At 63.7% G+C, this 12,919-nt stretch carries 8 protein-coding genes and 1 pseudogene; 4 read left to right on the top strand and 5 right to left on the bottom strand.

What is annotated here, in order from left to right:
• Nucleotides 1-17: 17 nt before the first annotated feature.
• The 3 genes from ACVWVY_RS30300 to ACVWVY_RS30310 all read right to left on the bottom strand — a co-directional run bounded on the left by ACVWVY_RS30300 (nucleotide 18) and on the right by ACVWVY_RS30310 (nucleotide 8,189).
• Nucleotides 18-959, bottom strand: a complete 942-nt coding sequence (locus ACVWVY_RS30300) for an AEC family transporter (RefSeq protein WP_456629809.1) — start codon at nucleotides 957-959, stop codon at nucleotides 18-20.
• Nucleotides 960-986: 27 nt separating this feature from the next.
• A complete protein-coding gene (locus tag ACVWVY_RS30305) occupies nucleotides 987-6,524 on the bottom strand; it encodes an AAA family ATPase (protein WP_456629810.1) in 5,538 nt (1,845 codons plus the stop codon).
• Between the two features lie 222 nt (nucleotides 6,525-6,746).
• Nucleotides 6,747-8,189 carry a DASS family sodium-coupled anion symporter gene (locus tag ACVWVY_RS30310; RefSeq protein ID WP_456629811.1) on the bottom strand — a complete coding sequence of 481 codons (1,443 nt, stop codon included), beginning with the start codon at nucleotides 8,187-8,189 and terminating at the stop codon, nucleotides 6,747-6,749.
• A 94-nt stretch (nucleotides 8,190-8,283) separates the two neighbouring features.
• Here ACVWVY_RS30310 and aat point away from each other — a divergent pair, with 94 nt between their 5' ends.
• The gene (aat, locus tag ACVWVY_RS30315; protein ID WP_456629812.1) at nucleotides 8,284-8,958 is read left to right on the top strand and encodes a leucyl/phenylalanyl-tRNA--protein transferase; all 675 of its coding nucleotides are present in this window, start codon (nucleotides 8,284-8,286) and stop codon (nucleotides 8,956-8,958) included.
• Nucleotides 8,959-9,048: 90 nt separating this feature from the next.
• Here the strand turns inward: aat and ACVWVY_RS30320 are convergent, their stop codons facing one another.
• On the bottom strand, nucleotides 9,049-10,038 hold the full coding sequence (locus ACVWVY_RS30320; protein ID WP_456629813.1) for a DUF2155 domain-containing protein: 990 nt from the start codon (nucleotides 10,036-10,038) through the stop codon (nucleotides 9,049-9,051).
• Nucleotides 10,039-10,398: 360 nt separating this feature from the next.
• Between ACVWVY_RS30320 and ACVWVY_RS30325 the strand changes: the two are divergent.
• The 3 genes and pseudogenes from ACVWVY_RS30325 to ACVWVY_RS30335 form a co-directional block, all read left to right on the top strand.
• Nucleotides 10,399-10,488, top strand: a pseudogene (locus ACVWVY_RS30325) (SDR family oxidoreductase); the annotation flags it as partial.
• Nucleotides 10,489-10,520: 32 nt separating this feature from the next.
• Complete coding sequence (locus ACVWVY_RS30330) at nucleotides 10,521-11,468, top strand: alpha/beta hydrolase (protein WP_456629814.1); 948 nt, start codon at nucleotides 10,521-10,523, stop codon at nucleotides 11,466-11,468.
• A 40-nt stretch (nucleotides 11,469-11,508) separates the two neighbouring features.
• A complete protein-coding gene (locus ACVWVY_RS30335; protein ID WP_456629815.1) occupies nucleotides 11,509-12,726 on the top strand; it encodes a citrate transporter in 1,218 nt (405 codons plus the stop codon).
• On the opposite strand, the gene ACVWVY_RS30340 is transcribed toward ACVWVY_RS30335, so the two are convergent.
• Complete coding sequence (locus ACVWVY_RS30340; protein ID WP_456629816.1) at nucleotides 12,723-12,878, bottom strand: hypothetical protein; 156 nt, start codon at nucleotides 12,876-12,878, stop codon at nucleotides 12,723-12,725. The genes ACVWVY_RS30335 and ACVWVY_RS30340 overlap by 4 nt on opposite strands.
• Nucleotides 12,879-12,919 lie beyond the last annotated feature (41 nt).

The following is a 12,919-nucleotide window of genomic DNA, read 5'->3' on the forward strand; positions in this document are numbered from 1 at the left end:
CGACAGTCATCCCACGCCTAGCGCAGCGCGACCGTCAGGAATGCGACGATGACGGGCAACGTTACCGCGGCCAGGACCGTGCCAAGCGCCACCGCGCCCGAGACGGCTTCGGTCAGCCGTCCGTACTGGGCCGAGAAGATGTAGGCATTGGCGCCGGTCGGCATCGCGGCAAAGAGGACCACCACAGCGGCGGAAATGGGCGGCAGCGCCAGCACGTAGAACGCAAGGATCGCGGCGATGGCCGGCATCGCCAGCAGCTTGAGCGCGCACATCACGGCCATCGCGAGCGCCTGGCCTTTGATCCTGAATCCGAACAGATTGATGCCGAGCGCGATCAGCGCCGTGGGCGAACCGGCCTGCGCCAGCAGTTCGAGCGTCTTGTCCGCGACGGGATGCAGCCCCAATCCGGTGAGGCGCCAGAGAAAGCCTAAGCCGAGCGCGAGCATGATTGGATTGCGCGCGATCTCGCTGATAGCCCGCAGGACCAGAAGCGGCGCACTCTCGGAAGACTTCCGCTCGGCCCATGCCATCTGCAGCGTGCCGCAAAGCCAAAGCAGCGGCGTGTTGACCGACAGGATCAATGCCATCGAACCAGCCGCCTGACTGCCCAGAGCCGACAACGTCAGGGGAAGGCCGAGCATCACGATGTTGCCGTAGATCGAGCCGATCGCGAGCACCACGCCGTCGGCCCGGGATTGCCGAAGAACGGATGACGCCAGAAGCGCGACGATCCATGTCGCCGCCGTTGCCCCATAATAGGCGCTCCACACCGCGAAGGCGTTGACGGCGGGAAATTCCGCGACGACCACGATCCGGAACAGCAGCGCCGGAATGGCGATGCTGAAGGCGAACTCGGAAATGCCCTTGTGCGCCGTAGGAGAGATGAAGCGCAGCGCCACCGCCGCATAGCCGGCCGCGATCAACGCGAACACCGGAACGACGATCAACACTGCGTTCATTCGATCACACCACCCGCAACCACGGCATCACGAAGCGCGATCGGAGCAGGCTGGCACCGTGAATTGAAAGTTGGCACCGCGAGGCATGTTTGCGCTGGCCCAAACTCGCCCCCCAAGCGCTTCGATGATCGAGCGGCAAATGGAGAGCCCCAGTCCCAGACCGTTCGGCTTGGTCGTGTGGAAGGGCTCGAAGAAATCTTCGAGGGTCCCAGGCGGCAGTCCGGGACCGGAATCCTGCACCTCGACGAGCACGCCACCGCCGTCCGCTCTTCCGGTCCTGATCAGCAATTCGCGGGGCCCGTCGCTGGTGACGGTCACGGCCTGGATAGCGTTGATGATCAGGTTCAGAATCGCTTGCTGTAGTTGCACCCGATCTGCAGCTATGAGCGGCAAGCCTTCCGCGAGTTGCATCTGTACCGAGACGCGGTTCTTGACCGCTTCGCCACGGGTGAGCTCAATCACCTCACGGATCGCTCCGTTGATCTCAAAGCGATCCTTCCGCGGCGGCGCCTTCCTTACGAGTTCACGGATCCGGTCGATGACCTCCGCCGCCCGAATGCCATCGTTGACGGCGCAAGCAAGCGCCTGCCGCGCCTCCTTCAAATTCGGCGTTGAATGATTAAGCCAGTTCAGCGCCGCCTGAACGTTGGTAACGCTCCCGGCTATGGGCTGTTTCACTTCATGAGCAATCGAAGCCGTGAGCTGCCCCATCGTTGCGACGCGGCCGGCGTGCGCCAGCTCCGCCTGCACTTCGCGATAGCGGCGCTCGCTGTCGCGTGCTTCGGCTTCCGCGCGCTTGCGCTCGCTCAAGTCAAGTACGAAGCCGACCACCTGGATTCGTCGCTCGTCGAACGCGGTGACGCCGATCAGGATGGGGATACGACTACCATTCTTGTGGAAAAACTCCTTTTCAAAAGGCTGCACGGATCCGGTGGCCTTCACCTCTTCCACTGTCCGTACGTCGCGATCGCGCCATTCCGGCGGGGTCAGGTTTGTCCGATTCACGCGCCCCGAGGCGAGGTCTTCACGGTCGTAACCCACCATGTGCAGGAAAGCGTCATTGGCCTCGATCACCTGACCTTGGATATCCGAGACGAAGATCCCGATGATGTTGGCGTCGACCAGGCGCCGGATTTTCGCTTCGCGTTCGGCGAGATCGCGGTACAGGTCGGTATTCTCGAGTGAGATCGCGGCCTGCGAGGCCAGCAGCTTCAATACAGAAATCCGATCTGGTGAAAACACCCGAGCAGCCAGATTGTTCTCAAGGTACAGCACGCCGATCAGCCTGGCCCGATTGAGCAGCGGCAGGCAGAGAACTGAACGGGCCTGGTGCTCACGGACGTACGGATCCGCGGCAATCGGGGACTGCGCCGAGGCATCGTCGAGAATGACGCTCTCCTGCGAGCGCAGGGTGTAACGGAGCACGGACTCCGGGAGCATGGCCGCGGTCACGGGCTCGTCGCGCAAACGCACCGTCACGGCATCGCCGCTTGTTGTGGCTTCCGCGACGATACGCGGTTCGGCTCCCGAAGCCAGAATGAGCACAGCCCGCTCGGCACCTGCCTGAGCCATCGCAGTGCGCATGAGTGTGTCGAGCAGCCTTTCGAGAACGATCTCACCGGATATTGCTTGCGACACCTTGATCACAGTTGCGAGATCGAGATGTTCAACCGACGCCCCGATCGCACCGGCCGGAACGAGCGCCGGGTCTGCCTCCTTCAGGTGCGGATACATCTCATCGAGTTGCCGCACCTTGCCATCCGCCCCCCAACGGACATAGCAGTATCGCGCGTCGCGCAGATAGGCATTCGCGATCTTCTCGAACCCGCGTCCTGCGTAGTAGCGTGCAGCCACTTCATTGGCGAGCGCCTCGTTTTGGACGAAGCGGCTTGCGCGAGCCGCGCCGATAGCTTGATCGTAGAGGCGCATTGCGTCAACGTCACGGCCTTCGATGCGAGCAATTTCGGCCCCGACCAGCGCCGCACGATCACGGAAATTGTCGGGGCAATTCTGCGCCCAGACTTCGAGCTGCCCGTGGTGGGCGGACAATGCCAGACGGTGCTGCTGGCGCTGGTCGGTCGGCGCCGAATCCCAGCGCGAGGCGTGGGACAGCGCGGCATAGAACTCGTATTCTGCCGTCTCGAACAACTGCGGCGGTGACCACGGCAGCCGGCGCGCCTTCGCTGCCGCGTCGATGGCTAACGCATATTCACCGGAAAAGAACCGTGCTTGCAGCTTGCGAATCCAATACCAGCTCTCAGGCACCGCGAACGCCGGATCGGCAGAGAGGCGCTGCTCGAACGCAAGCTCGTCGAATTGTCCATCGTCGAGTGTGCCGAATCGCCGCGTCAAGCCCCGCAACATCCGGATCAATCCGAGCTGCGGCATCATGATGTCGACCAGCAACCCGAAATGCGCCTTCTCGGCGAATTGCACGCCGTACTCGGCCTCACGCTGCGCCTCTGAAAGCGGGTCGCCCGCCGCAAGAAAATTCACGTTCAAACTGGCGCAACTGAAGGACGCGAACGTGACGTCGCCACTGCCGTTCGCGGTCTCAAAGGCGCGACGAAACGCATCGCGGGCGTGCCGGAGATGCTTGGTCCATGTCAGGACGAGGTTACCATAGTTCAGATAGGTCCGGGCCTGAACGCGGGAAAGTCCCCGCCGTTCTACCAGATCGATTCCGATATTGCTGAATCGAATCCCCGCTTGATAGTCGCCGAAACGCGCGCCGGCGATCGCACCGAACATGACGTAAGGCACGCACGAAGCGTCGCTGTGGCCCCACTCGAGACTGAGATCCACAGCTTTGAGAACCACCAGCGAGCGAAGGTTCGCATCAGTAAAGAACGCCGCCGGCATGAGCGCTATTAAAAGATCCAAGGTCGCCAGGGCGCCTGCATCAGTCATCAGCGGCAGGTCGAACAGTTCCTCGACGGTCCGGCTCCCGAGTCGGGACCAGACGCCCTCATATTGCCGTCGCACCTCATCGTCGCCCGGATGGCCCGACCAATCAATACCGAGCCGTCGCAGGTAGCCAAGACCGACACTGACCGCGTGGTCGGGCTGACTAAGTGCCATATACAAGTCCACCCGCAGGCGCGCGACGGTGGCATGCTCACTGACCGTCGCGCAGCGCTCGGCCAGGGCAGACAAACGCCGCTCCGCGTCCGGAACGGCGCCGGTCACGAATTCGCATTCGGCCCGATGCAGTTCTAGAGAAAAGGCAAGCGGATGCTGGCGCTCCCAGCAGTCGGCCGGCAATAACGCCGAGCCCGCGGCGAGATAGTTAAGCGCCGATGTGTAGGCCGTCGAAGCCCACGCCCGCCGGCCGGCAATCAGGTTTAGCTCGGCGAGCTGCTCGCGCTCATCTTTTGAGGTGACTAAGGCTGCGCCGCGGTTGAAGTGGTTGGTGATGTCGAAGACTGCCTCTTCCTGCTTCTCGGCAGGTGTGTGGGCCAAAAGCAGTCTTCCGATGCGGAGGTGCGCCTCGACGCGTTGTTGCTCCGGAATCAGCGAATAGGCCGCCTCCTGAACACGGCCGTGGACGAACCGGTAAGCGCCCGACAGGCGCTCGACCAACTCCTGGGCGACTGCCGGCCATAGAGCCGCGTGAACCTGTTCCTCCTGAGCTCCGAGCACGATCGAAACGGTGGTGCTCTCAGAGCTGTTTCCGAGGCAGGCGAGCTGCTGCAATGCTTCCTGCGTTTCGGCCGGCAGGCGGGCGAGCTTCCCGACCACGAGATCCACCACGTTATCGGTGTAGGCCTGGGCATGAATGCGCTTGATATCCCACGACCAGCGCGCAGTATCATAATCGAAGGAAAGCATCCCCTCGTCGGCAAGTGCAGAAATGAATTGAATGGCGAAGAACGGGTTGCCACCGGTCTTTCCGTGCACCAGTTGCGCAAGCGGCGCGGCCTGCGCCGGCTCGCAGCGAAGAGCGTCCGCGATCAGCTCCCCTAAATGCTCTCCGGCGAGCGGCGCAAGGGTGATCTCCGCTACCTTCCCGCCGCCGGTCTTGATGGCGTCGAGCCTGCGCCTCAGGGGATGTGTGGGATCGACCTCGTTGTCACGATAAGCGCCGATCAGCATCAGGTGCGTCACGTCAGAGCGTGTTAGCAGGTCCTCCAGCAAATCGAGGGTCGCCGCGTCGATCCATTGCAAGTCGTCGAGGAAAAGCGCCAGCGGATGCTCCGGTCGGGCGAAGACACCGATAAAGCGCCGAAACAGCAATTTGAAACGCCATTGCGCGGCCTGGGGCGAAAGCTCGTGGACAGGCGGTTGGTCGCCGATAATGAGCTTCAGCTCCGGAACGACATCGACCATGAGCCGAGCGCTCGGACCGAGAGCCTCCAGAAGCGCGTCGCGCCAGGGCGCCAGTTCGGCTTCGTCCTTGCCGAGAAGTGGCCGAATGAGGCGCTGAAAGGCTTGCGCCAGGGTCGCAAATGGGATGTCGCGCTTGTACTGGTCGAACTTGCTGGAGGCGAAGAGCCCGCGCGGCAGAACAAGGGCCTTGTGCAGTTCATTGACGACGGAGGACTTGCCGATACCGGAATATCCGGAGACCAGCACCAGCTCCGCCCTCCCGCTCTCGACGATGCGATCAAAGACAGCGCGCAGGGTCTCGATCTCACGCTCGCGCCCATAAAGTTTTTCCGGAATCACGAGCCGGTCTGGCACGTCTTGCACGCCGAGCGGGAATTCCTCGATCCAGCGTTGAGCTTTGCGTGCAGCGAGGCAGCGCCGTAAATCGCTCTCCAGGCCAGCGGCGGTTTGATAGCGGTCCTCGGCCGTCTTGGCGAGCAGCTTCATGATGATCTTCGACACGACGCCGGGCACGTCCTTCAGCCGCTCGGCGGGCGTGGTGGGTCGCCTCGCGATGTGGCAGTGCACCCACTCCATCGGATCGGATGCGCTAAACGGCAGCGAGCCTGTAAGCATCCGGTAAAACGTGCCCCCCAGTGCATAGAGATCGCTCCGGGAGTCGACAGACCGGTTCATTCGCCCGGTCTGCTCGGGCGCCATATAGGCGAGAGTGCCGGCGATGGTTTCAGGCGGTTCGGGGGACTGGCGCCCGCGCGGGAGTCGCGACGCGATGCCGAAGCCTGTGAGTTTGACGTCTCCGGCGCGATTCACGATGATGTTGTGCGGCTTGATGTCCTTGTGCACAAGTCCGTGCTGATGGACCTTGCCGACCGCCGCCGTGATTTGGACGGCGAGACCCAGGAATCTCGCCAGTTCCATGGGCGCGTGGAGCTGGCGCCCCAGCGGCTCGCCGCCGGAATCCTCGAGCACCAGCATGGACCGGCCGGCCTCACTGACCAGCTCGAGCGGCCGCAACGCCCATGCACTGTCGAGCTCGTCCCTCAATCCATATTCATGTGTGAGACGATCAACAACGGTGGGATGCGGGCGCTCCGCGACGGGCCGAACCGCCAATACCGACCGGCCCTTCCCGTCGGTGCCCGAACGCCATAATCGGAAGAAGGCCCGATCCCCGTCCTCCCATAGCGCTTGGAGGCCGTCGTGCTCCCCACTCTGGAACCCAGAAGTTTGGCTCAACGCAGGCCTCCGCCATCAACAAGGGAAGGCAAGTCAGGCTGACAGGCACCTCTCCGCCCGGCCAGACCGAGCTTTGAGGAGGAAGTCTGCCATACACGAGACAGTCTGGCGATGCCTGTCATTGGCACCCTCGTCATTTGGTCACGCTGTCGAATTCTGTCGCAATTCAACAGCGGGCATCGATTGAGACGCATCGATCAAGCGCGATTTACAAGTATCGCATCACACCACCCGCAGCCACGGCAGCACGATCAGCAGCAGGCCGGCAAAATAGATCACGCCGAAGATCAGGCCGAACTTCCAGAAATCGCCCTTCCCGATGTAGCCGCTGCCGTAATACATCGGCGCCGGCCCGGTCGCGTAGGGCGAGATCACCCCCATCAGGCCCAGCGAATAGACGCACAGCAGCGTCAACGTCGGAATCGGCAATCCGGGAATGCTGTGGCCGACCGCAAGCACCACCGGCAACACCGCGGCCGCGTGCGAGGTGATGCTGGAAAAGAAATAGTGGACCCAGAAGAAGAACGAGACCAGCAGGATCAGTCCCACCGTCGGCCCGAGGCCCGCCAGTTCCTTGGCGTAACCCTCGGTCACCCATTTTATGAAGCCGATTTCGTTGAGGCCCGATGACAGCGTCAGCAGCGAGGTGAAGTAGAAGAACACTTCCCACGCGCTCTTTTCGCGCACGATGTCCTCGAACTCGATCACGCCGGTCAGCAGCATCAGCGAGATCACAACAAAGACCACCATGGTCGGGTTGATGAAGTTCGATCCCAGCACCGGCAGGCTGATGGTTGGATTGGAGCCGCAGATCCACAGGAACATCGCCAGCAGCACCAGGGCCGCCATGATCCATTCGTTGCGCGACAGCGGCCCCATCGTCTTGAGCTCGTTCGCACTCCATTCGACGATTTCGGGGCTTTCCTTCACCTCGGGCCGGCAGACCAGGTAGCTGAGCAGCGGCACCAGGATCAGCAGCAGGATGCCAAGCGGCGCGAAGCCGATGAACCATTGCGACCAGCTGACTTCGACACCGGAGATCTTCTTGGCGATGGAAAGCGCGGCAGCATTCGGCGCTAGCGCCGTCAGGAACAGCGAACTCGTCACCGCGGTCGTCGCAAACGCCGTCCACATCACATAGGTGCCGATCCTGCCGGCGGTTGGGCCCGGTTCGGAGCCATAGATGCGCGGGATGTTGCTGACGATCGGATAGACGGTGCCGCCGCTGCGTGCGGTGTTGGACGGCGTCGCCGGCGCCAGCACGAGATCGGAGAAGGCGACCGCATAGCCGAGCCCGATGGTGCGGCGGCCGAGGCTGTGCACCAGCAAAAGCGCCAGCCTTCGGCCGAGCCCGCTCTTGCGGTAGCCGATCGAGAACACGAAGGCGCCGACGATCAGCCACACCGTGCTTTCGGAAAACCCGCCCAGCATCCAGCGCAGCGCCTTGTTGGGATCGTGCTCGACATATCCCGAGATCCCCGCGAATGTCAGACCGATGATGCCGACGGCGCCGACCGGCATCGATTCCAGGATGAGCCCGGCTATGACAGCGGCAAAGATCGCAAAATAGTGCCACTGATTGGCGTTGAGGCCGGCCGGAACCGGCACGAGATAGAGCGCCAGCCAGACCAATAGCGGCGCAATGGTCTTCCAGGTGATTTTCACGCGTCCCTCTTTTCCTCCCGGCGCCCGAGTTCAGGCCGCCGCCGTTTTTCGGAAGCGTAGCATAGGCCCGCGTCGTCCTGCTATTCTGTCGCGCATGACATCGCGCGAGTCAGCCGTTTCCGAAATCACCCCCGAGGTGCTGCTGCGGGCCTATGCCTGCGGCATCTTCCCGATGGCCGAGAGCGCCGGTGACCCGACGCTGTTCTGGGTCGAGCCGGAAATGCGCGGCCTGATTCCGCTTCAAGGCTTCCGTGTCGCCTCGCGGCTGGCCCGCACCGTGCGCTCGGATACCTTCAGCGTGACCGTCGATACCGCCTTCAAGGCGGTCATCGCGGGCTGCGCGGCGCCACAGCCGGGCCGCGACGACACCTGGATCAACAAGCGCATCCGCGATCTCTATGTCGGACTCTACGAGCTCGGGCACTGCCACAGCGTCGAGGTCTGGCAGGACGGCGACCTCGCAGGCGGCCTCTACGGCGTCAGCCTGGGACGCGCCTTCTTCGGCGAAAGCATGTTTCACCGTACCCGCGACGCTTCGAAAGTGGCGCTGGTGCATCTGGTGGCGCGGCTGATCGCGGGCGGATACGAGCTGCTCGACACCCAATATGTCACCGAGCATCTGCGCAGCTTCGGCGCGGTCGAAATTTCGAGGCGCCGCTATCGCGCGTTGCTCGACAAGGCGATCGCGGGGGAGCCTGCAGATTTCATGCGATTACCGCCCAGCATCAGCGGTGCCGACGCTCTCGCGAATATTGCACGGAGCCCGTAGCCCGGATGAGCGGAACGACATCCGGGAATCGCGCGGCGAGGAAAGCCCCGGATATGGCTTCGCTCATCCGGGCTACGCTCTCGATTGCGTCTAATTCCCGAACAATCCGCCAAACAGTCCACCCGGCCGCTGCTGCGGCGGAGGCGGCGGCGGGGCCTGTTGCGGCTGCTGCGGCTGGAATTGCGGCTGCGGCGGCTGTCCCGGCGGGCGCGGAGCCGCCTGCTTCGGCTGCGGCGGACGCTTTGCGCCCGGCGGCGGCGCGGTCGGCTTCGGCGGATCGGGCTGTGCGCTGACGATGGTCTGGTCGGGGCCTTTGCAGTCGGTCAGCCAGATATCGTAGACTGGGTGCTCGACGCCATGCAGGCCGGGGCTTGCCGCGTACATCCAGCCCGAGAAGATCCGCTTCACCTCGCCCTGCAGCGTGATCTCGTCGACCTCGACAAAGGCATCGGTGTTGGCAGCTTCCGTCGACGGCCGGGTGTAGCAGGCGCTGGTCTTCACGCGCAGCGCGCCGAACTGCACGGTCTCGCCGATATCCTCGTCGAAATTGATGATGCGGCCGGTGATCTTGTCGAGGCCGGAGAAGCTCGCCTTCTTGTTAGTGATCTTGGTGGCCGGCGGCTCGGACACGACCTCGTCACCGGGCTGCAGCGTCGCCGGCGATTGCGGCACGCCCTTGGCTGGCGGCTGGCGCTGGCCCGGCGGCACGTTGGCAACGCCCGGCTGGCCCGGCTGCGGCGGCTGAGCCGCGACACCCGGCTGCGTGCCCTGGGGAGCTACGGTCGTTCCCGGCGGCGGCGCCAGCGGCTGCGACTGGAAGCTTCCCGGCGGCGGCGCGCCCTGCCCCGGCGGCGGACGGTTCGGGGTCGGCAACAGCCGGCCGCGCGGCAGTTCCGGCACTTCCTCGTCATCGTCGGGGAATGGTTGCTGCGGCTGGTTACCGCGGGGAATGGCACCCGGCGGCCGCAGCGGCGGATCGGAAAAAATATTGCCGATCTGCGCCTGCGCCGGCGGCACAAGCGACGTCATATTGGCGGCGATCAGGGCCGCAAGACCGGTCAGGGCAATGGTTCGAAGCATCTCGCGGCTTTTACAGGCGAATCGGGCTCGCGACATCATACAGACTTGTCCGCCGCTCGCGTCCCTCCCGGTTAACACGGCGAATACGGCGCGGAAAGGGCGGCTTGCCCCCTTCCCGCCGCACTCGATCATGGCTCGGAAAGGCGGAAACCGGGTTTCGGATCGTGTGCCGTGATCTAGTCATGCCCCGTTTCAGATGAAATAGTCGCTTCCGTTCGGGCGAGGTGCCCGCTCTTGGCGCGAAAACCACCAAAATCCGGGATAACCGGAGGAGTGAGAGGAAACCCAGACATGCCCGATCGAATTCGCCTCGATGGCCGGGTTGCCGTCGTAACCGGCGCGGCAGGCGTCATCGGAACCGCCTCCATCGTGGCGTTCCTGGCCTCCGACGAGGCGAGCTACGTCTCCGGCTCCGCCTATACCGTCGACGGCGGCCGAACCGCCGCCTGAGCTTTCAATCAACGCACGAGGTCTTCGCCGCCATGCCAGTTACGCTCGATCCCGATGCCGCTGCCATCTACAAGGCTTTTCAGGAAGCTGGCCGTCCCGCCTACGAAACGCTGACCGCACCGGAGGCGCGCGAGTATTACCGGAACGCCCGCGACGTCATGAACCCCGAGCCGCCCGCGCTCGAATCGAACAAGCCGCTGTCGATCCCTGCGCCGCACGGCGCGATCCCGGCGCGCATCTACACCCCGACGACGCTGCGAAAGAACAACGGCCTTGCGCCGTGCCTGGTGTTCTTTCACGGCGGCGGCTGGGTAATCGGCGATCTCGATACCCATGAAGTGGTCTGCCAGAAGCTTGCCCATGAAGGCGAGCTGATCGTCATCTCGGTCGATTACCGCCTCGCGCCCGAGCACAAATTCCCCGCCGCCGCCGACGACGCGATCACCGCAACCAAATGGATTGCCGCCAACGCCACACAGCTCGGCATCGACGCCGGGCACCTGCTGGTCGGTGGCGACAGCGCCGGCGGCAATCTCGCCGCCGTGGTGGCGCTGGCCGCGCGCGACGGCGACGGCCCAAAACTCGCCGGCCAGGTGCTGATCTATCCCGCCACCGATTTTGCGATGAAGCATCCTTCGCACAGCGAGCCCGAGACCAGCATCTTGCTGACGCACTCCGTGATCAAATGGTTCTGCAACCACTATCTCAACGGCGCGGCCGACATCGACCATTGGAAGGCCTCGCCCGCACGCGCGAAAACGCTGGCCGGCTTGCCGCCGGCCTATGTGCTGACCGCGGGCGCCGATCCCTTGCGCGACGAGGGCGACGAATATGCCGCGCGGCTCAAGGAAGCCGGCGTGCCCATGACCTATCGGCACTTCCCCGGCCAATTCCACGGCTTCTTCACCATGGGCAAGCTGCTGCAGCAGGCCAACGTCGCGGTCAGCGAAATCGCCGCATGGCTGAGGGCGCTGAAATAACGCTACAGTACCAGTTCAGCGCGCGTACCGAGGCCAAGCGATGGAGCCGATACTTGTGTTCGGAATACCCGTCGACTTCATGCTGTTCGCGCTGACGTTGCTCGGGGTCGCGCTGTTCCATCACAGGACGCTTCAGGTCGCTCTCGCCGGCCTTGCCGCGATCGTCGTCTACAAACTGATTTTCACCGGCTTCAAGCACGGCACGGGCCTGGCCGGCCTCGGCCACCACATGGCGCATGAGTGGGTCGGGCTCGCCAATCTGTTCCTGCTCTTGATGGGGTTTGCGCTGCTGTCGCGGCATTTCGAGGAAAGCCGCGTACCGGACAAAATGCCGGCGCTGTTGCCGGACGACTGGAAGGGCGGCGTCGTGCTGCTCGTCCTGGTGTTCGTGCTGTCGAGCTTCCTCGACAATATCGCGGCCGCCCTGATCGGCGGCACCGTTGCGCGGCACGTATTCCAGGGCAAGGTTCACATCGGCTATCTCGCCGCCATCGTCGCGGCCTCGAACGCCGGCGGTTCCGGCAGCGTCGTCGGCGACACCACCACCACCATGATGTGGATCGCGGGCGTCAGTCCGCTCGCGGTGGTGGAGGCCTATGTCGCGGCCATCGTCGCCATGCTGATCTTCGCCGTGCCCGCCTCGATTCAGCAACAGCGCTACTCGCCGATCCAGAAGGACGCATCGAAAGGTCTGACGATCGACCCGGCGCGGGTCTTCATCGTCGCCGCCATTCTGATTGCCGCACTGGCCGCGAACATCACCGCCAACGTCAGGTTCCCGGCCCTGCTCGATGCCCTGCCCGTCCTCGGCATCGCCGTCTGGGCGGTCGTTCTGCTGACGGCCGGATTGCGCGCACCGGACTGGAAGGTGATGCCCGAAACCTTCAAGGGTACGATCTTCCTGCTCGCACTGGTAACGGCGGCATCGTTGATGCCGGTCGAGAAGCTGCCGGCGGCGTCATGGCCGACCGCGCTCGGCCTCGGATTCGTCTCCGCCGTGTTCGACAACATTCCTCTCACCGCACTTGCGCTGAAACAAGGCGGCTACGATTGGGGCTATCTTGCCTATGCCGTCGGCTTCGGCGGTTCCATGATCTGGTTCGGCTCTTCAGCTGGCGTCGCGCTGTCGAACATGTATCCGGAAGCGAAATCGGTCGGACGCTGGGTCAGTCAGGGCTGGCCCGTCGCGGTCGCCTACGTCGTCGGATTTTTCGTGATGCTCGCTGTGCTCGGCTGGCATCCCGACGCGCCGCGCTAAACGTTCTCGGCTTGGCTAACCTTTGGAAACGCAATTGAAGGAACGCGCCAATCGGCGCGCGCTTCGACGGCGATTACCGGTTCAAACCGGCCATTGATCTGCGTCAAACCAACTGCCAGCACCCAAGCAACAATGATGCCGATGCCGTTCATGCAGCGTTGTGGATATCGGTTGCCGCGCATGCCGTGACCGG

The sequence above is a fragment of the Bradyrhizobium sp. URHC0002 genome (assembly GCF_054059515.1).